Source organism: Blastomonas sp. AAP53 (assembly GCF_000331245.1).
GTDB lineage: Bacteria > Pseudomonadota > Alphaproteobacteria > Sphingomonadales > Sphingomonadaceae > Blastomonas.
Genome location: NZ_ANFZ01000014.1, coordinates 15286 through 34565, shown reverse-complemented (window position 1 = coordinate 34565; position 19280 = coordinate 15286). Strand labels below are relative to the sequence as shown.

The following is a 19280-nucleotide window of genomic DNA, read 5'->3' as shown; positions in this document are numbered from 1 at the left end:
CCGACACGGTCTGCGCCCTGGCAGGGCTTGCGCGGTGGTTTTCATTCCATCGGTGAGGCCAGCCCTGTGAGGGCGACGAGCATCAGGACCAAGATCGCCAGCAGCAGTTCGGCAGCCAGGCTCGTCCTCAGCGCCGTGAGGGTGCCATCGCTTCGTACCGCGCCCACGCGCCGGATACCGCCGTTCGGCCTCACGATGCCCGCGTTCCGCGCTGCGCACATCAGCATGGATGCGACCAGCAGCATCTTGCCCGCCAGCAGCAGGCCATATGGCGTATTCAGCACCGCCACGCCATTCTCCAGTCCGAAGATGAAATGGGCGTTGAGAATCCCGGTCATGGCGACGATGCCAACCAGGGTCATCCCCAGGGGCGCAAAACCCTCCATCGCCACGAGCAAACGTTCAGATTGGCCGCGATCAGGGTTCCGATGCGCCGCGAACACCAGCGTTGTGAACCAGCAGATTGCCCCAATCCAGAGCCCTGCAGCCCACAGGTGCAGGGCATCGTTCAGGCGATGCACCAGTCCGAGCACGCCTTCGGTCGCGGCTGCATGACCAGTCCAGGCGAGGGTCGATAGCGCCAGCGCGTAACATGACGCCGCCGCGATCTGGCGTGGCGCCATCGGCTTGATCAGCAGCAGCGCTGCCAGAGCCAGCACCAGCAATGCTGACCGGACGAGAAAGGCCCAGCCGGGCTGTGTCGCGAGCACCAGAGATTGGATGGTTGCCAGGTCCAGATCGTGGAGCGGCTGGCCCATCATGGCGGCGATGCCGACAAGCATGGCCGCCAGCGAGATCACCGGAGCGGCCACCGCAGCGATGGCGATTGGACGCAGGCGCATCGTGCCGGTGTCTCCCACCAGCGGTCGCAATCTCAAGGCGTGAAATGCGGTTGCCCCGAACAGCCCGAGCAGTGCGGCATATTGCGCGAAACGCAGCGCCGGGTGCAACCAGTCGGCGGGCATCGATCAGCTGACGGTGAAGCTGACCTTGCCTGTCATGCGGTGGCCATCTGCCCCGGCGGCTTGCCAGCGGACATCATAGCTGCCCGCGCGCAACGGCTGGCGCAGCATGAGGGTCAGCGTCTTGTTGCCGTCGGACCAGCTGGAGGTGAAGTTGCGGATCACCATCTCGCCATGGTTCTTGACGCCCGGCATCGCGGTCATGACGATGCTGGTCGCGACGGTCGGCGGCAGCAGCGCTTCGCTGAAAGTCAGCTTTACCTGTTTGGGCTTGGCTACGGTCGTGCCTTGCGCTGGCGTAGAGGCGACCACCCTGGTGTGCGCCATGGCCATCGAAGGCAGGGCGAGGGTGGCGGCACCGGCCAAGATGTAAGCGAGGATCGAGCGAAAGCGCATGGTGTTCTCCTTCAGGTTCAGAACCAGAGCCGGATGCCGACGACAAAATTGGTCACGCTGGGGTCATCGCCCGCAGCCCGCGCAAAATCGGCGCTACGGCCCGCGCGCCAGGTCTGCTCGACGCCGATATAGGGCGCGATCTCGCGGATGATCTCGTAACGCAACCGCACGCCGAGCTCGAAACTGTCGATGCCTGCACCGATGCCGAGTTCGGGCACGTCCTGCGCGGCGAGGTTCAGTTCGGCACGCGGCTGGATGAGGATGCTCTGCGTGATCCGCTGATCAAGCTCCGCCTCCAGCCGCGCGGTCAGGTCGCCGCGATGCGAGAGGAACAGCGCGGTATCGACCTCGAACATGTACGGCACCAGACCCTGAATGCCGATGACGCCATGCGTGGTGTCCGGCCCGGCCAGATCCTGCCGGATGCCCGCCTGAAGGTCGAAGAACGGAGCGATCGCGCGCGAATACAATGCCTGGATTTCGAGATCCTCGATGCGCTGGTCGAAGCTGCCTTCGCCCTCGCTCTTGAACCAGAAACGGCTGGTCGTGCCGCCGTAATAGCCCTGCAGATCCCACAGATAGTCATCGGCACCATCGCGCATCTGCAGCTCGGCGCGGTCGGCCTGGAACCAGAACAGGTTGTAGTCGCCGTGCGTCTTCTGGAGATCCGCCCGCGAGGCGCGCATCGCATCGGCCCCCCAGATGGCATCGGCCGCGCGCGGTGGGCCGCTGCCGGCTTCGGGCGGCGGCGGGGTCTCCATTTCGGGACCGGGCGATGCAGAGGCTTCCGCGCCAGAACCATGGTCCATCGTCCCATGATCCATGCTGCTGTGATCCATGCCGTCCGTCGTGTCCGGCTCGGCAGCGGGCTGGCTGGCGGCTGACATGTCGTGCCCGGCGTGCGGGTCCGGCTCGGCCTGATGCGCGCTGTGATCCTGCGCCAATGCAGGAGTGGTCTGCGCGCCCAATGCCAGCGCGGCCAGTGTCACGCGGATCAAGATGCCGTCTCCGGGCCCATCACGGCCACGGTCTGCATCATCCCGCCGTGCATGTGGTAGAGCAGATGGCAATGGAAGGCCCAGTCGCCCGGCTCGTTGGCGGTCAGGTCGAACTGCGCGCTGGCGCCCGGCTGCACGATCATCGTGTTCTTGCGCGGCTGCAATTCGGCGGGCTGGCCGTTGACCATTTCGAAGAACATGCCGTGCAGATGGATCGGATGCGCCATCATCGTGTTGTTGACCAGCTTCACCCGCACCCGCTCGTTCCAGGCAAAGCGGATCGGCACGTCGCTGACCGCCGAATACATCCGCCCGTCGAATGACCACATATAGCGTTCCATGTTGCCAGTGAGGTGCAGTTCGAGCAGCCTTGACGGCTCGCGCACATCGCTGTTGGCATCGCGCGCGACCAGCATCCGGTAGTTCAGCACGCGGTGCTCGACATCGCGCAGGCCAAGCCCGGGGTCGCCCATCTTGTCGACCGGCGCCATCGAGACCATGTCGATCCCCGGGCCGATCGCGACATCGGGCGGCAGCAGCGACGTATCGCGCATCTTCATGCCGTCCATGCTCATGCTGGCAGAAGGAGTGGCTCCGGCATCCGGCATCGATCCATGATCCATCCCGCCATGCCCCATGGCCCCGTGATCCATGCCGCCGTCGCCATGGTTCATCCCCATGTCCGCCATGGTCAGCAGCGGCGGATCGCGCAGCGCGGGAACATCGGCGCGCAGTCCGGGTGCACTCGCCAAAGTCGCCAGCGCCATACCCGAACGGTCCATCGATTCGGCCACGATGCTGTAGGCCGCCGCCAAGCCCGGTTCGATGATCACGTCATAGGTTTCGGCCGCGCCGATCTGCAGCTCGTCGACCTCGACCGGGCGTACCGGCTGGCCATCGGTGGCGATCACGCTCATCGCCAGGCCGGGGATGCGGATGTTGAAGAAGCTTTGCGCCGCGCCGTTGATGATCCGCAGCCGGATGCGCTCGCCGGGCTTGAACAGATATTCCATTCCCTCGTTGGGGCCGCGCCCGTTGGCGAGGAAGGTGTAGGTCTTGCCGCCGATGTCCGCGATGTCGGTGGGCATCATCCGCATTTGCGCCCACATCCGGCGCTCTTCGGCGGACATCGGATAGTCGTCGGTCCAGGTGTTCTGCTGGCGGTTGAAATAGCCCTCGCCGGTGCGCAGCCGGTTCATGATGAAATGCGGGTCGAGCGTGGTGAAATCGCTGACCAGCAGGATGTAATCGCGATCGACGGGGATCGGTTCGCTACCGCGCGGCTCGATGATCATCGGCCCGTAATGGCCCGACTGCTCCTGCAGACCCGAGTGGCTGTGATACCAATAGGTGCCTGCCTGGCGGATCGGGAACTTGTAGGTGAAGGTCTCGCCGGGCTTGATCCCGGGAAAGCTGATCCCGGGAACGCCGTCATACTGGAACGGCAGCAACAGCCCATGCCAGTGCACCGAGCTGTCTACGGTCAGATTGTTGGTGACGTTGAGGCGTACATCCTGCCCCTCGGTCAGCCGGATAAGCGGACCCGGCACGCTGCCGTTGACCGCAATGCCGGGACCGCGCTTGCCCTGCACGATGCGATGGCCGCTGCCGATCGACAGATCGACCACTGGCCCGCGTACCTCGTCAAAGCCGGCGGGAATGAGCGGACCGCTGCGGCTATGGCCACCGCCGTGCACACTGTGTCCCTGCGCCCAGGCCGGTGCCGCCAGCATGGATGCGCCAAGGCCAAGGCCGCCCAAAACCGATCGCCTGGAAAACGTGTCGTGCATATCTATTGCCTATCCTTTCGACGGCAGATAGTATACCCCCCTATGGTATTGCAAGCCCAAGGGACCGCACGATCATGGCCAAGAACAAAGCCGCCATCCTCAACCGCTTGCGCCGAATAGAGGGGCAGGTGCGCGGCGTGTCGCAGATGGTCACCGACGACCGCTATTGTATCGATATCCTGCATCAAGTGCAGGCGATCAAAGCGGCATTGGCCAGGGCCGAGAGCGAAATCCTGAAGGATCATGCCGCCTGCTGCGTATCGGAGGCGATCGCTTCGGGCGATGCATCGGAACAGCGCACCAAGTTCAACGAACTGATCGACCTTTTCGACCGGGTGAAGCGATGAGGGGCGCGCATGTCTGCGAGTGCCTGAACCGGCAAGGGACGTGACAGGACCATTCCGTCGCAACGCCTGCATGATGTGTCGGTGGTAGCGGCACAGAAGCTTCTTTAGCCTAGGATTTTGCCATCACTGAAGAACGCCCTCAATCGCTAGGCAGGACGCAGCGGCGGCTGCTCCGCCGGATCTATAACGGTCGTACCGTTCCCATCATTGTCGATGGGCGGCCTTTCTTGACCTACAAAGAGGCAAGCCGGTACCTCCTCTCGCTTGGGGATGAGGAACGTGAGAAGGCCTGTTTGGACATGAAAAACGGCGCAGCCCTAGGCGCCGGGACCGAGGATTAGATCCTGCGGTCCACCAAGTGCAAAGAGCCGAACCGAACTCTGCACGGATCGCTCGGGCTGGGACTTCAAGGACGGCGCCTGGTGAGCGGTCCTGGCCGCAGCCCCGCAGGCACTCGCCATGCTTCAGCGTGACGCCGGGCTCACTGGAAGCGCAACGTGTTCTCGAACCCCTCGTTGGCCTTGGTCATCTTGGCGAGCTTTCTGAGGTTGGCGCGAACACATCTTTCGAAACGCCGATCGTCGTAAATGCCCGTGACCTGATACTCATCCTGGGCCAGCAATTGCTTGATCCGATCGGCAAGCGCGACCTGATCACCCTTGTCGGCAACGGCGATCAGGCTTCGGCACACCCATTCCTCGGCAGCAGCCTTGTCATAGTCGTCCTGAGACCCATACCCCCGCTTGTCGGCCGCCGCCTGATCAAGACGCGCCGCGTCAATGCGGCATTCGAGCCATTTGCGGACTTGTTCGCTGTTCCAGGCTTTCGGCGTAATGCTCATCAGGTTCTCTTGCGCCAGCAGGGCACCTTTGGCTAGTTGCCATCGGCATCGACCATGAAAACCATCGGCTTTCCACGAGACGCCGGCTCCCAGCCGGCATCCAGCGCTGCCTGAATTCCCCGGGATATGATCGCGTCGCTGATCTGAAGGCGGCCTCGCTGCAATCCTTTCAGCAAGCGCTTGGGCGGAGGCAATTCCAGCAAGGCTCCGCGCTGGCTATGCTTCTGCAGCAACGCAATGGTCACGCCTTTCCAGCCTTCAAACTCGCTCCACTGTGGTTCGCTCCGCACCTCCCACGCATATTGAAGCCCGCCGACGTCGACGATACCGGAAAGTCTGTGGCTGTTGCTCATGCTGGCATGCCTAGCAGGTCTGTGGCCATAAACCATCGGGCAGCGGGGTGATTGCACGAAGTGCTCGCGGTTGAGGCCACGATCCACTAACTATAGCGCATGGCAGAAAAATTCGAACGACATCGACAAGCATGGACCAGCGCTGAACTCCAGAAACTCCACGCATTGGCGAAGAAGGGCATGCCGTTGAAGGCCATCGCCAAAGCGCTCACCCGTAGCGAAGAATCGGTGAAGGACCGCGCCAAGGCAGACGGGCTACCCATCAAGAAGCTGAGATAAGAATGAGCGAAACACTCCATGATCTGCAGCTGAAAATGGATGCTGCGGCAAGCGCCCTGGACTTTGAAGAAGCCAAGCGATGCCGTGACAAGATCAGCCTGATACGCGGCGGCGCTACGGTATCAGAAGCCGAGAAGGCCGATTTGTCGGGCTTGGAACGCCAGCAACCGGGTGCCATGGGCTTGGGAACCAGCCAGCAGCGCGTGACGCCCCCTAAAGGCTGGCGACCACCGCCAAAGCCCGATCCGATGACGTCCGGCCAAACCGCTCCCCGCAAGCCACGCAAATGACGCTATAGTCCCTGAAGCCAGGCCGCCGGGATCGCGGGCCAGCAGCGGACATGACGCCCAGTGCCAACCCATCAGACCATGGGCGCCGATAGAAGGCTCGCCCTGGGCAACAGCACTCTTCGCCGCAGGGGTTACGAGGGCTTTCCGCCCACTGCGGCGTAAAGCGCAATGACAGCATTGAGGCTTTCCTGGGTCGAGACGATGAGGTCGTCCTCGACTTGCAGCTTTCTGCGCTCCGCATCGAGCACCGCTCCAAAGTCGTCACTCCCCTCCAGGAAGCGCTGTCGGGCAAGGGCCGCACTGCGCGTGGCGAGATAGCGGGACTGATCGAGCACCCTCAGGCGCTCCTGCGTTCGATGCGATGCCGCCAGGGCATTTTGCGTGTCTTCCAGCGCCTTTAGCAGTGCTTTGCGAAACTGCTCCACCGCTTGCGTCTGTTCGGCGCTGGCCCGGAACACCGCCCCCTTCAGCCTGCCGCTGTCGAATATCGTCGCGGCGAACCTTGAGGCGAGGGCAAATCCGGGATTGAGCAGACCGCCACCTGCCACGCTGTCGACAAAACTTCCGCCCGAAATCTGCAGATCGGGAACAAAGGCCGCGCGCGCGCGCGCGACATCGCCGTTGGCTGCCTCGATCAGCGCGCTGGCTGCGAGCATGTCGGGCCGGCGGATCAGCAATGCCGAAGGTTGCAGGGGCGCGAAGCGCGGCGCAGTGAATTCTGACAGGCTGGCAGGGTCCAGCGTGAAGATCGGCGCTTCCTCGCCGACCAGCACAGCCAGGGCATTCCGGACCCGGCTGCGGCTTTCCTTCAACCGAGAAAGCCCCACCAAAAGAGCGTTGGTTTGCGCGGTCTGCAAGGAGAGATCGAGCTCGCTCACCACCCCAGCCTGTTCACGCAGGCTCAGGATGCGCTCGAACTCCCGGGACTGCGCCAGGTTTTGGTCCGCAATGGCAATCCGGTCGCTCAAAGCTGCATATTCGACATAGGCCGATGCAACCGCGGCCTCGACAGTCAGCTTTACCGCGTCGGCCTCATGACCAGACGCGCGATAGCGTGCAAAGGCTGCGCGCCTGCTGGCTTTCAACTGGCCGGACAGATCAAGCGTATAACTGAAATCGAGCTCGCCGGTGACGTAGCTGTCACGAAAGGCGTTATCACCTGCGCCTCCGCGGGAATTCGATTCTGCGCGGCCCAGGGCATTGAGGGAAGGGCCCGCCTCGGCTCTGACGATCCGCAGGTCTGCCGATGCAAGCCTGATCCGCGTCGACGCGATCGCAACGTCCGCGTTTGCCGCGCGTGCCCTGACCAGAAGCGCGTCGAGCTGCGGAGAGCCAAAGGCGGCCCAATCGAGCGGCGCGGTCGCTTCATCGGGCCATGCCAGGGTCGATTCCGCGTCCCAGTCCGCCGACAGCACGGCAGGTGCGACGGACAGCTGAACGTGCGGTGCGCACGCGGCCAGCGAAACCATCCCCAACAGGCAGATGCCAGATTTGACGCTCGATAGGGGCATTTCAGGCTTCCGAAGTTCAGTGCGCGCGAAGATGTGCCGCCGGCACAGCCCCGCTGACTAACCGCAATTGGTTACAAAAGCCGAAAACACTGGTTTCGCGGGCGTTAATCACGTTTTGAGAAATGCCGCTTAGAGGCGTCGGCATGGCAAACATGCGCGCCTCATGACCAGTCCTCTTTTTCGGCAAGAAGCGATCGAGACCGGTCGCCACCGTCTGACAGGCACCGTCATCGCGGCGGTGCCGCCGAGCGCGCGACTCTATACCGCGTTTATCCTGATTGTTGTGACCGCACTGGGCTTGCTGCTGATGTTCGGCACCTATGCTCAGCGTGCGCAGGTGCGCGGTATCGTTGCCTATTCCGCCGGCGTGGCGCGGATCATGTCGCCCGGCGACGGTAAGGTCGAGACAGTGCACGTGCGCGAAGGCCAACGGGTCAGCAAAGGCGACGCCGTGATGACGGTGGCGTTGACCGAGGGTCGCGATGCGAGCGGTGAGGGGATTGCCAGCCAGCTGATCGAACTGGACCGCCAGTACAGCGAGCTCGTGCGACAGAAGGCTTTGGTCGGCACGCTTGCCGGCAACGAAACCGTCTCGCTGCAGAACCAGCAGAAAAGCATGGCCCAGTCGCTGGACTCGCTGATCAGGCAGGAACGCCTGATGGCCGAGCAGGCCAGGTTGAGCGAGGCGCAGCTCACCCGGTCGCAGCGGCTGATGAAACAAGGTGCAGGCACGAAAGCCGAACTTGAGGAGCGCCAGGCGACCTTGCTGGCCAGAAAACTGGACCGCGAGGCGCTCGCCGAACGTATCATCTCGCAGCGCGAGGCGCTGAAGTCGCTCGAAGCCCAGATCGCTGCCCGCAGCATCGTGGCCGATCAATCGGGCTCACAGCTGGCCGAACGCATGGCTTTGGTGGCCGAGCAGCGGGCGCGGCTGGTGCGCCAGGACAAGCTGACGTTGTCCGCCCCATTTGGTGGCACCGTCGGCGATCTTGGCGTGCAATCGGGCCAGCGCGTCAACACGACAACCGCGCTTGCGGTCGTTGTGCCTGCCAACAGCGCGCTGGAAGTGCAGCTTTTTGCGCCGTCGAGCGCGGTCGGCTTCGTCAAGCCAGGCCAAAGAGTGCGCCTGATGTTCGATGCCTTTCCGTTTCAGAAATACGGGACGGGATCGGGCACGGTGACCTGGGTGTCGTCCGTGCCCAGCGTGCAGAGCGGCCTTTTGGCAACGGACACCGCCCGGGAGCCGGTGTTCAGGGTAAGGGTCCGCATTGACAGCCTGGCACAGGGGCCAGCCTTGCAGGCGGGCCGGTTGCGCGATGGCATGACCTTGTCGGCCAACCTCATTCTGGAGGATCGCCGCCTGTGGGAGGTGTTCCTAGACCCGATCCTGAAAGCCATCCGGTCATGAGCGGCTTCGATCGGCCCTGGGCGCAGGGAATGCAGCCGATGTTGCAGGCCGAAGCCGCCGAATGCGGCCTTGCTTGCCTGGCAATGGTGGCCGCCCACCACGGGCACCGCGTCAACATCGGAGGGTTGCGGCGACGTTTTCCGGTATCGATGAAGGGCGTAACGCTTGCGCAGCTGATGGACGTTGCCGGCCAGTTGCATCTTGCCCCGCGCCCGCTGAGGCTGGAACTGGACGAGCTGCCGCTGCTGAAGATCCCCGCGATCCTGCATTGGGATCTGAACCACTTTGTGGTGCTGGAACGCCTGAACGCGCGGCAGGCCGTCATTCTCGATCCCGCCGTCGGCCGCCGCGTTCTCTCGCTGGACGATGTCGGCAAGCATTTCTCCGGCGTAGCCCTCGAGCTCACCCCGACCGCCGATTTCAATCCCATCGATGCGCGGGTCAAGCTGCAGCTCTCCGACTTGTGGGGCAGGCTCGTCAATTTTCGCAGCGCATTCCTGCAGCTCCTGCTGCTTTCGCTGCTGCTGCAACTGACCACCCTGGCGCTGCCGTTCTTCATGCAGTTGACCATCGATGAGGCGATCGGGCAGAGCGATAACAACCTGTTGACGCTTCTGGCTGTCGGTTTCGCTCTGGTGTACGCCGTGAACGCGGCGATCAAGGGGTTGCGATCCTGGGTGGTGCTGACCCTTGGCCAGATGCTGGCGTTTCAGCTGGGCGGCAACATCATGCGCCATATGCTGCACCTGCCGACACGCTATTTCGAAAGCCGCCATGTCGGCGATCTGATGTCTCGGCTGGGATCGGTCGGCCCTGTCCAGACCCTCCTGACCCAAGGGATCGCCAATGCGCTGATCGATGCGGTGCTGGCCATCACCACACTGATCGTAATGGGACTGATCAGCCTGCCGCTGATGTTCGTCACGCTGGGCACAACGCTTTTGTATATCGGGTTCAAGCTGGCCATCTACCCCGCCATCAGACAGCGTACCGAAGAAGAGATCATCGCGTCTTCGCATGAAGATACGTATGTCATGGAAACCATGCGTTCGATGCGTGCCATCAAGCTGCACGGCAGCGAAGGCATGCGCGAGGCCGGGTGGCGCAACCGCTACGCCGAGGTCATATCGGCGAGCTACCGGTCGGGCACCTATCATATCTGGAGCGAACTGGCCGAGGACATCATCACATATGGGCAGTTGCTCATTCTTGTGCTGATGGCGGCTAATGCGGTCATCGCCAACGAGATGACCGTGGGGGTGATGCTTGCGTTCATCGCCTATCGCACCAGCTTCATGGAGAGCGCCACATCCCTGGTCGACCATGCCGAGCGCTGGCGTCTGCTGTCCGTCCATCTGGAACGCCTGTCGGATATCGTTGCGGAAAAGCGGGAGGAGCTGGTGCACGCAGCGCCAGCCCCGCGACCTGCAGCTCCGCCTGAGATTGTGCTCGAGAATGTGACGTTTGCTTATGACAGCGACAAGCAGCCGGTATTCGAGAATCTCTCGTTCACCATTCCGCCGGGCAGCTTTGTCGCCATCGTCGGCGAATCCGGCGCGGGCAAATCGACCTTGATGAGGATTCTGCTGGGACTGATGCAGCCACAGTCCGGGCGCCTGCTGATCGATGGCCAGCCGATCGGGGCCGCGACCACCAAGGCCTGGCGCAACCGCATCAGTGCCGTCATGCAGGACGATTATCTGCTATCGGGTACGTTGGCCGACAATATCAGTTTCTTTGCCGAGCAGCCGGACCCGCAACGCATAGAGGCAGCAGCCATAGTTGCGCGGATTCACGACACGATCATGGCAATGCCGATGGCCTATCAGAGCCTGATCGGAGACATGGGCAACGCCCTGTCAGCCGGTCAGCGGCAGCGGATCTTGCTGGCGCGTGCCATGTACCGCGACCCGGATGCCATTTTCCTGGATGAGGGCACCGCCAATCTCGATGAACGCAATGAAATTGCCATCGCCAATATGCTGACAAAACTGCCCATAACCCGCGTCGCGATCACGCATCGGCCAGCGCTGGTGGAGCGCGCCGATATCGTCCTGCACCTGGCGGACGGAAAGATCAGTATTGTGCGGAACAGCCGTGCGTTGGTCCATTCATGACCCACGGCCCATTTAGAGCCGCGCTATCGGCGGCCATATCATGCGGGACATCGCACGAAGCGTGATGATCCACCAATGGCTCCAGCGTTCCAAAGCCATTGGTGGATATCAAAGAATCAATGATGCTTCGGCGGCCGCGGCGGAGCGGGGTGCTTCACAGGCGGAGCGGGGTGCTTCACGATCGGCTTGAGCAGAAGGCCCAGGATGACCCGCTTGATAAAGAACAGGCCGCCCGAAACTTCGGTGGTTTCTGCAGGGGTGAGTTCACGCATTGAATTTTCTCCCTCATGGTCCCCCGGCAAGACCGGGGGCACGGGCATCGATTCATGAATTGTTAACTTGAGTCAATGTCCACGATTTGGCCTGCTTCAAAATGGTGCAAGGCCGGGGTGGAGTTGTAAAATCAGCGTTGCGGAGGTTGCGCTGCGACGTAAATTTTGGGTTGCGTGCTGCCGAACGATCATGGCGACTTGACGGTCGCCCACCCGCGATGGGGCGAACGGCAGCCACCGTCGGCACCCCAGGCCACCTTTGACCTGCGACGGATCTTCGGCCTGGTGGATCATGATCATGTGCATAGCCCAGGCACAAACCATGGGTCAGACGCTGTGCATCGTTGTGCTTGCGATGGCTTCATTGCCTCATGAGTGCGAGCGTTCCGACAATCCCGGCGCGGTTCTAGCCTCTCCTCCATTGTCTGGAAGGTCACGACTGCCGATCTGACTTCGGGCTCTGGCCTATTGCCAGGCGCCGGAAAGGTTCTCTCGCCGCGATCGGAAATCCGCTGGCCATTGACTCGCGCGCCGGTGCAGGCCAATGGCCCAGCCGTCCTGTTCTATCGTGGCAGACCAAACACTCGCCCGGACGGGACAGATGCACAGTAACAGTTCGGCCGTGCGCATAGACGCGGTCATCACCTGGGTCGATGGCTCAGACCCTGCGCACATGGCGCGGCGTCTGCGCTACCAGGGCCCTTCACCACGCAACGCCAACGCCACCAATCCTCATCGATGGGCCTGCAATGACGAGCTGAGCTATTGCTTGCGCTCGATCGCCAACCACGCGCCGTGGATCGGGCGGATCTGGATTGTCACGGATGCGCAATCGCCCGACCTGTCGCGGCTGTCTGCCGATCTGACCGCGCGCATCACGATCGTCGATCATCTGACCCTGTTTGCAGGGCATGAAAGCGTCCTGCCGACCTTCAACTCGCTGGTGATCGAAACCATGCTGTGGCGTATTCCGGGGCTTGCCGAGCATTTTGTCTATTTCAATGATGACGTCTTCTTGACCGGGCCATTGGTGCCGGGGGATCTGTTTTGCGGCAATGCACCCGTGTTGCGCGGGGACTGGGTAAACCATTGCGCTATAGCGGCTGACGCTGCCAGCAAGCACGATCCGACGCTGCTGAACCCCCTGACGCAGATCAATGCGGCGGTGCTGGCTGGCTTTGGACCCGAGCGTCTGTTTCGCGCTGCGCACGTGGTTCATCCGATGCGCCGGTCGGTGCTGGCCAGGCTTTACGATCAGCATCGCGACGCGTTCATGGCCAACATAGGCCACAGGTTCCGCTGCGTATCGCAGTTCCTGCCACAGGGTTTCCACAACCACGCCTGTATCTCGGCGGGCGACGCGGTTCTGCACACTGGCGCAGACCATCTCCACCTGCGCACCGGCGCGGTGCACGATTATCCGCTGCCGGACGTTCGAGCCTATCTTGCCCGTGCGCTCAATCCGCAGTTCAAGTTTCTGTGTGTGAACGACCTTCCGCAGGTCGAAGCGGCCATACCCGATACCCGCCAATGGATCGAGCGCGCCATCGCGGCATGAGGCGGGGGAGGGGGGCTGCACTCGCCTGTCGAAGCGGGCGAGGCAGAGTGGTCAGCAGTTACTTTGCTGCGTAGTCGCCGGGGCGAGCGCCGAAATGTTCCTGTGCGAACGCACGCGCCGCAGCGGCAGTCTTGAACAACTCGTCCTGCAAAAGCACGGTCACCAGCGGGTAACCTTGCGAGTTGTACCGCGTGGAGCGCACTGTCAGCCGGACATTTCCGTCGGCATCCTTGTTGATCAGGAACGGACGGCTTTTCGGATCGGTCATTCTTGTACTCCAGTAAAACTCAGGTCAGCGCAGGAAACAAGGCAGTGCGACCGCGATGGCCGCACTGCCTCGTAAAGATCAGGCAGCCTGAAGATTTACTGCCGAGGTCTTGCCCCGCTGATCGGTTTCCAGTTCGTAAGAAACGCACTGGTCCTTGTCGAGGGTGCGCATTCCAGCGCGTTCAACGGCTGAAATGTGCACGAAGGCGTCGTTGCCGCCATCATTCGGCGCAATGAAGCCATAACCCTTGTCGACGTTAAAAAATTTCACGGTTCCGGTAGTCATATGGATAAACCTTTATCCCAAGTATGACGGGCATGCGCCAACAGCGGCGCATCCCGGCTTCAAGTAGTGCTAGAAAGGGATAAGGGGAGGCATAAAGCTGCCGATTATCCGTCGCATGCGACGTGAGCCCTTTTGTCCTAGCAGCATTTCAAGAATATGGAAGCAAATTCTGAAATTCACCAAAATCGGGTCCAAGAAAATTTCAAACACATTTATTGGATTTTTTCATCAAGCGTCTGCATCATGACTTTCAGCCAGCTGCAGGGCGCGGCAGATTTTGAGCTGAATTGTGCTCGGTATCGATCACATGTTCTGACGTGATCATTGCGCAGAAAGTCGCTGAAAGGCATTCTAGCCAGAGCCTGGGATTGATGCCACAAGGCGTGATGAGACGGCCATGCGCTATCATGCGCGCCAGCCCGACAGAGCCGAAAGACGTACGTTGACCCCACAACTCGAATTGCGCGGGCTCACCAAAAGCGTTCCTGGTGGTCGCGTCCTGTTTCGCAATCTCTCGTTGAGCGTTGCGGCGGGCGAACTTGTCGCCATCGTGGGCGAGTCAGGCTCGGGCAAGTCGACGTTGCTCAACATCGCAGCGGGGCTCGACGTCCATGATGAGGGGCGGATCCTGATTGGCGGCGAAGACCTGGGCCTCCTCGATGATGGCGGGCTGACCGATTTGCGCCGCCGCCAGATCGGCTTCGTGTTCCAGGCCTTTCATATTCTGCCCTATCTGACCCTGCGCAGAAACGTGGCGCTGCCGCTCGCGCTGGCGGGCGGTGACCGGCGCGAGATCGCGGCGCGCGCCGATGCGATGCTGGATGTGGTCGGCCTCGGCAGCCGGGGCGATGATTATGCGCGCGACCTGTCCGGCGGGGAATTGCAGCGCATCGCGATTGCCCGGGCGCTGATCCATCGACCGGCGCTGATCCTCGCCGATGAGCCGACGGGTAACCTTGATAGCGAAACCGCCACACGCATCTTGCAGCTGTTTGCTGATTCGACGCGAAAGTCGGGATCGGCAGGCTTGTTGGTCACGCACTCGGCAGCGGCCGCTGCCATGGCGGACCGGACGCTTGTACTGACAACGAACGGGCTGGCCCCCGCCGATGGCTAGCAGTCCGGCCCGGGCGCTGGCGTGGCTGATCGCGGGCGAGGCGCGGCAACACCCCGGACGCATCGCGATTGCCGTGCTTGCCATTGCCATCGGCGTGGCGCTGGGCTTTGCGGTGCATCTGATCAACGGATCGGCCCTCGCGGCGTTTGGCCAGGCGGTGAACACGGTGAACGGTGCCGCTGACCTGAAGATCGAGGCTGCCAGCCGTCTTGGCGTTGACGAGGCACTGTATGCGAAGGTCTTGAGCGTCGAGGGCGTGGCCGATGCGAGCCCGGTCGTTGTGCTGAAGGCCGTGACGGCGCGGGGCCAGTCCTTCACATTGCTGGGGCTGGACATCATCCGCGCGGCCGAGGTGACGCCCAGTCTCATCGCTGCACCCGCACGCGGCCCCGGCGGCAACGGCGATGATGTGTTTGCCAGCGACGCGCTGTTCCTCTCACGCGCGGCACTGATCGCAGGAGAGCTGCGCATTGGCGACCGGGTGACGATCAATGCCAATGGTCAAGCACGATCCATGACCGTGCGGGGCATCCTGCCCGGAATTGCCGAGGGGCGACGCGTCGGCATGATCGATATTGCTGCCGCCCAGTGGCTGTTCGGGCGGTTGGGGAAGATCGACCGGATCGACATCAAGCTGCAACCCGATGCCCAGGCAGGCGACGTCCGGACGCGGCTAAAGCCTTTGATCCCGGCTGATGCCATTGTGAGCGACGCGAATGACGACGCGCAACAGAGCGATGGGCTCTCGCGTGCGTACCGCGTCAACCTGACGATGCTTGCGCTGGTCGCGCTGTTTACCGGCACGTTCCTGGTCTATTCGACACAATCCCTCTCGGTGACCCGGCGTCTGCAAAGTTTCGCGTTGCTCCGCACGCTGGGAATGCGGGGCGGCGGGATTGTTGCGCTGGTGACGATCGAAGGCGCGCTTGCCGGGTTGATCGGGGCGACGCTGGGCTTGCTCCTGGGCTTTGGCCTCGCAGTCGGCGCACTCAATATCCTGGGCGGGGATCTTGGCAGCGGGATATTCGACGGCGCACCGCCGGCACTCATCTTCGCGCCGCTGGCAGCTGCCGGGTTTTTTGCTCTGGGCGTTGCTGCGGCGGTCGGGGGCAGTCTGATCCCGGCGTTGCAAGGCGCACGCGCCGCCCCGGCGATCGCGCTCAAGAATGCCGGGGACAGCATCGACCCGCGCGATCGCCTGACGGGCCGGTTGCCGCTGACACTGCTGTTGGCAGGGGTGGGGGCCGCGTTGCTTCCTGCGGTGGGACGGCTGCCGCTGTTCGGCTATCTTTCGGTGGCGCTTCTGCTGGCCGCCGGGATCACGGCGATGCCCTGGCTTGCGCGCTCGCTTCTCTCGCCATTGGCACGAGCATGGCACCGCAATGTGCCGATGGATCTGGCAATCCAGCATCTTCATGGCGCGCCGGGAGCGGCAGCCACCGCGCTGTGCGGTATCGTGGCGAGCACCGCCCTGATGATCGCGATGGCCGTCATGGTGACCAGTTTTCGCGGCGCAGTCGATCAATGGCTTGGCGAAATCCTGTCGGGCGATCTGTATGTCCGGTCAGAGCCGGGCTGGGGCGGATTCGATCAAGGATCGCAAGCCCGAATGGCGGCGATCCCCGGTGTCGCTTCCATGGTGTTCAGCCGGCAGGTGCCGATCGTGCTCGATCCTGGCGAGCCGCCGATGAGCCTGATCGCCCGTCCGGTCGGCACAGGCGATGCGACGCTGGAACTGCTGGGGGAGGAAACCATGCCGCCGCCTGGCACCGTTGCGGTCTGGCTCTCCGAACCTGCGGCCCGGATCCTGGCGGCAGAACCCGGCGACACCATCCGTTTGCCGATTGGCCAAAACGCCCGCTTTGCCGTAGCCGGCGTCTGGCGCGACTATTCAAGGCAGCAAGGCGCGATGGTGATCGACGCGAAGGAGTATGACCGGCTGACCGGTGACACGACCCGCGACGATGCCATGGTTCTGCTCGAACCCGGCGCGGACATGGCGGCGGTCCGGCGCGCGATCAGGGCCGCGGCGCCTCCGGCGCTCAAGTCGCGCCTCACCATGGCCGAACCTGCCAGCCTGCGCACCCTGGCGCTTTCGATCTTCGATCGCAGTTTTGCGATCACTTATGTGCTCGAGGTGATTGCCATCATTGTCGGATTGGCGGGCGTTGCGACCACCGCATCGGCGCAGGCCAGCGCGCGGACCCGCGAGTTCGGCATGCTGCGCCATATCGGCGTTGGCCGCAGTCAGATTGTCGCGATGCTGGGCGTCGAGGGGGCTTTGCTGGGTGCGGTCGGCGGCCTGGTCGGTGTGACGCTGGGCGTCGCGATCAGCCAGGTGCTGATCCATGTGATCAATCCGCAATCGTTCAACTGGACAATGACGACACAGCTGCCGGTGACGCTGATGCTTTCGGTCATTGCTGCTTTGGTTGTCGCATCAGCGATCACGGCGATGCTCGCCGGGCGGCGGGCCGTCTCCATCGATGCGGTACGCGCGGTGAGGGCCGACTGGTGATCCGCGCAGCATCCCTCGGTCTAGCCGCATGGGCCCTCGCCAGCGCCAGTGTCGCGCAGACGCCCGGATTTTCCTATCCGGACGTCACGCCGGGCCGCGCCTTTTCCTTTCCAGCCGATCACGGCGCGCACCCGGATTTTCGCACGGAATGGTGGTATGTCACCGGGACGGTCAAGACTGCGAAAGGCGAGGATCTGGGGTTCCAGATCACGTTCTTTCGCACCCGGCCCCGGGTTGACCCGCGCAACCGCAGCAAGTTTGCCGCCCGACAGGTGCTTTTTGCCCATGCTGCCGTGTCTGATCCAGCCATCGGCAAACTTCTGCACGATCAGCGCGCGGCGCGCAGCGGGTTCGGCATTGCCGAGGCCAGGATTGGCGACGCCGATGTTCGCATCAAGGACTGGCGATTGGTCCGGTTGGCCGATGGCCGCTTTTCTGCAAGGATTGTCGCGCGCGGCTTTGCGCTGAAGCTGATATTTACCCCCACGCAGCGACCGCTGCTGCAGGGCGCCGGCGGCTACAGCCGCAAGGGCGCCGAACCTCGATCTGCCAGCTATTATTATTCGCTGCCGCAGATGGCGACGACAGGAACGCTGACACGCGGCACATCAACCCAGACCGTGACCGGGCGCAGTTGGCTCGACCGTGAATGGTCGTCGCGCTTGCTGGGCGGAGCGGCGGTCGGCTGGGACTGGACGGGGCTGAACTTCGACGATGGCGCAGCGCTGATGGCGTTCCGCGTTCGGGGCAAGGACGGCCGCAGTCTCTGGGCGGGCGGCACGTTCCGCCGCGCAAACGGCACAATCGTGACACTCAAGCCGAGCGATATCACCTTCACACCCACGCGCAATTGGCGATCGAAGCGGACAGGGGCCACCTACCCGGTGGCGCAAGTCCTGACGATCAGGCTGCCCGAGGGCCGCAAGCGCCTGATGCTGACCCCGATGTTTGCCGACCAGGAACTCGATGCGCGTTCCAGCGGTCTGCCGGTCTATTGGGAAGGGCTGGTCCGCACCGAAGGCGGGCAGGGTTATCTCGAGCTGACAGGATATGCCGCGCCTCTGGCCATGTGATGCGGTCAGGACGACCGATCAAAGGCGTTGCTGACAAAGTCCCGCCCTAGTCGCAGGCCCACAGGGTCGACGCTGTGCGCTACACCGTGCGATATGTGCGTCGTGACAGGGACGCCCAGCTGCTTGAGCTCGCTTTCGGCTATGTGCAGCGCTGCGATCGGCACGACCGGATCGGCCGTTCCATGCACCAGCAGCACCTGCGGCTTGGCGAAGTCGGAATGCGCCAGCCCCGGCGTTTCAGTCAGCATTCCCGAATAGCCGACCACGGCAGCGACCGCGCGCGGTCGGCGCAGGGCGACATGCAGCGCCATCATCGTGCCCTGGCTGAAGCCGACCAGCGCCAGGCTTGCCTCGGTCAGATCATACTCGGCCAGCTTGCGGTCGATAAACGCATCGATGGCGGGAGCTGCCGATGCTGCGCCGGCTGCCAGCGCCGAGGGTGCCAATCCTGACAATCCCCACCATTGATAGCCCGCCCCCATCATCCCGCAGCGCTGAGGGGCGTGCGGCGCGAGGAACAGCGTATCGGGAAGCGCATCCTGCCATTGGGGCGCGAGCGCAATCATGTCCGTACCGCTCGAACCAAAGCCGTGAAGCAGCAGGACGATGCTCCTGGGCCGGGCTCCGGTGCGCGGTTTCAGGCTCGCGCCATTGACGATCTTTGACACCGATATTGTCCCTCAAATGTGCGGAAACCCGCCTGGCGGTGGGCAGCCGTCTGGCGCGAAAGACATCATCCGCGCCATTCGACAGGTAGAACCTCCGGTGGCGGTTTTCCACCCGGCCACAGACATTCTGGTCGTGGTGGCTGCCGGCAGCAAGATTTCCGCCGTTGATGCGGTCTTCTCCGAAAGGTTGACCAATTGCGGGGCGAGGTGAACCTTAACGCTCCCAGCG

Annotated in this window: 20 protein-coding genes; 9 read left to right on the top strand and 11 right to left on the bottom strand. The window is 62.9% G+C overall.

Annotation, left to right across the window (positions count from 1 at the left end; genetic code table 11):
* Positions 1 to 41 precede the first annotated feature (41 nt).
* The 4 genes from copD to D618_RS0112885 are packed head-to-tail and all read right to left on the bottom strand — an operon-like array spanning position 42 to position 4146.
* The gene (gene copD, locus D618_RS0112900) at positions 42 to 965 is read right to left on the bottom strand and encodes a copper homeostasis membrane protein CopD (protein WP_017671944.1); all 924 of its coding nucleotides are present in this window, start codon (positions 963 to 965) and stop codon (positions 42 to 44) included.
* 3 nt (positions 966 to 968) lie between these two features.
* Complete coding sequence (gene copC, locus D618_RS0112895) at positions 969 to 1358, bottom strand: copper homeostasis periplasmic binding protein CopC (protein ID WP_017671943.1); 390 nt, start codon at positions 1356 to 1358, stop codon at positions 969 to 971.
* Between the two features lie 17 nt (positions 1359 to 1375).
* Entirely contained in the window at positions 1376 to 2347 is a 972-nt protein-coding gene (locus D618_RS0112890) for a copper resistance protein B (protein ID WP_343207533.1), read from the bottom strand.
* Positions 2348 to 2352: 5 nt separating this feature from the next.
* Positions 2353 to 4146: a copper resistance system multicopper oxidase gene (locus tag D618_RS0112885; RefSeq protein WP_026091648.1), complete on the bottom strand. Its 1794-nt coding sequence runs from the start codon at positions 4144 to 4146 to the stop codon at positions 2353 to 2355.
* Positions 4147 to 4220: 74 nt separating this feature from the next.
* On the opposite strand from D618_RS0112885, the gene D618_RS0112880 reads away from it, so the two are divergent.
* Positions 4221 to 4493, top strand: coding sequence for a metal-sensitive transcriptional regulator (locus D618_RS0112880; protein WP_017671940.1), 273 nt, complete (start codon positions 4221 to 4223; stop codon positions 4491 to 4493).
* A 481-nt stretch (positions 4494 to 4974) separates the two neighbouring features.
* Here D618_RS0112880 and D618_RS0112875 read toward each other — a convergent pair whose 3' ends face one another.
* On the bottom strand, positions 4975 to 5334 hold the full coding sequence (locus tag D618_RS0112875) for a hypothetical protein (RefSeq protein WP_017671938.1): 360 nt from the start codon (positions 5332 to 5334) through the stop codon (positions 4975 to 4977).
* A gap of 32 nt (positions 5335 to 5366) precedes the next feature.
* A complete protein-coding gene (locus tag D618_RS0112870) occupies positions 5367 to 5687 on the bottom strand; it encodes a hypothetical protein (RefSeq protein ID WP_017671937.1) in 321 nt (106 codons plus the stop codon).
* Between the two features lie 99 nt (positions 5688 to 5786).
* Here D618_RS0112870 and D618_RS0112865 point away from each other — a divergent pair, with 99 nt between their 5' ends.
* Together D618_RS0112865 and D618_RS0112860 are read left to right on the top strand one after the other, a co-directional pair.
* Positions 5787 to 5966 (top strand): hypothetical protein, encoded by a 180-nt coding sequence (locus D618_RS0112865; protein ID WP_026091647.1) that lies wholly within the window; start codon positions 5787 to 5789, stop codon positions 5964 to 5966.
* A gap of 2 nt (positions 5967 to 5968) precedes the next feature.
* Complete coding sequence (locus D618_RS0112860; RefSeq protein WP_017671935.1) at positions 5969 to 6256, top strand: UvrB/UvrC motif-containing protein; 288 nt, start codon at positions 5969 to 5971, stop codon at positions 6254 to 6256.
* A gap of 131 nt (positions 6257 to 6387) precedes the next feature.
* Here D618_RS0112860 and D618_RS0112855 read toward each other — a convergent pair whose 3' ends face one another.
* On the bottom strand, positions 6388 to 7725 hold the full coding sequence (locus D618_RS0112855) for an efflux transporter outer membrane subunit (protein ID WP_017671934.1): 1338 nt from the start codon (positions 7723 to 7725) through the stop codon (positions 6388 to 6390).
* A gap of 205 nt (positions 7726 to 7930) precedes the next feature.
* Between D618_RS0112855 and D618_RS0112850 the strand changes: the two genes are divergently transcribed.
* Together D618_RS0112850 and D618_RS0112845 are read left to right on the top strand one after the other, a co-directional pair.
* Entirely contained in the window at positions 7931 to 9175 is a 1245-nt protein-coding gene (locus D618_RS0112850; protein WP_017671933.1) for an HlyD family efflux transporter periplasmic adaptor subunit, read from the top strand.
* Positions 9172 to 11292 (top strand): peptidase domain-containing ABC transporter, encoded by a 2121-nt coding sequence (locus D618_RS0112845; protein ID WP_017671932.1) that lies wholly within the window; start codon positions 9172 to 9174, stop codon positions 11290 to 11292. The genes D618_RS0112850 and D618_RS0112845 overlap by 4 nt, the downstream gene beginning before the upstream one ends.
* Positions 11293 to 11408: 116 nt before the next feature.
* Here the strand turns inward: D618_RS0112845 and D618_RS19895 are convergent, their stop codons facing one another.
* Positions 11409 to 11564, bottom strand: a complete 156-nt coding sequence (locus D618_RS19895) for a hypothetical protein (protein ID WP_017671931.1) — start codon at positions 11562 to 11564, stop codon at positions 11409 to 11411.
* Between the two features lie 601 nt (positions 11565 to 12165).
* On the opposite strand from D618_RS19895, the gene D618_RS0112835 reads away from it, so the two are divergent.
* Entirely contained in the window at positions 12166 to 13122 is a 957-nt protein-coding gene (locus D618_RS0112835) for a stealth family protein (RefSeq protein ID WP_193746723.1), read from the top strand.
* A gap of 58 nt (positions 13123 to 13180) precedes the next feature.
* On the opposite strand, the gene D618_RS0112830 is transcribed toward D618_RS0112835, so the two are convergent.
* Positions 13181 to 13390: a hypothetical protein gene (locus D618_RS0112830; RefSeq protein ID WP_017671929.1), complete on the bottom strand. Its 210-nt coding sequence runs from the start codon at positions 13388 to 13390 to the stop codon at positions 13181 to 13183.
* 78 nt (positions 13391 to 13468) lie between these two features.
* Complete coding sequence (locus tag D618_RS0112825) at positions 13469 to 13675, bottom strand: cold-shock protein (RefSeq protein WP_017671928.1); 207 nt, start codon at positions 13673 to 13675, stop codon at positions 13469 to 13471.
* Between the two features lie 442 nt (positions 13676 to 14117).
* Between D618_RS0112825 and D618_RS0112820 the strand changes: the two genes are divergently transcribed.
* Genes D618_RS0112820 through D618_RS0112810 form a run of 3 tightly spaced genes read left to right on the top strand, consistent with a single transcriptional unit; the run spans position 14118 to position 18383 of the window.
* Entirely contained in the window at positions 14118 to 14792 is a 675-nt protein-coding gene (locus D618_RS0112820) for an ABC transporter ATP-binding protein (protein ID WP_238550672.1), read from the top strand.
* Positions 14785 to 17310 (top strand): FtsX-like permease family protein, encoded by a 2526-nt coding sequence (locus tag D618_RS0112815; protein WP_017671926.1) that lies wholly within the window; start codon positions 14785 to 14787, stop codon positions 17308 to 17310. The genes D618_RS0112820 and D618_RS0112815 overlap by 8 nt, the downstream gene beginning before the upstream one ends.
* Complete coding sequence (locus tag D618_RS0112810) at positions 17307 to 18383, top strand: lipocalin-like domain-containing protein (protein WP_017671925.1); 1077 nt, start codon at positions 17307 to 17309, stop codon at positions 18381 to 18383. Before D618_RS0112815 ends, D618_RS0112810 begins: the two co-directional genes overlap by 4 nt.
* Positions 18384 to 18388: 5 nt before the next feature.
* Here D618_RS0112810 and D618_RS0112805 read toward each other — a convergent pair whose 3' ends face one another.
* Positions 18389 to 19051 carry a dienelactone hydrolase family protein gene (locus tag D618_RS0112805; RefSeq protein WP_026091645.1) on the bottom strand — a complete coding sequence of 221 codons (663 nt, stop codon included), beginning with the start codon at positions 19049 to 19051 and terminating at the stop codon, positions 18389 to 18391.
* Positions 19052 to 19280 lie beyond the last annotated feature (229 nt).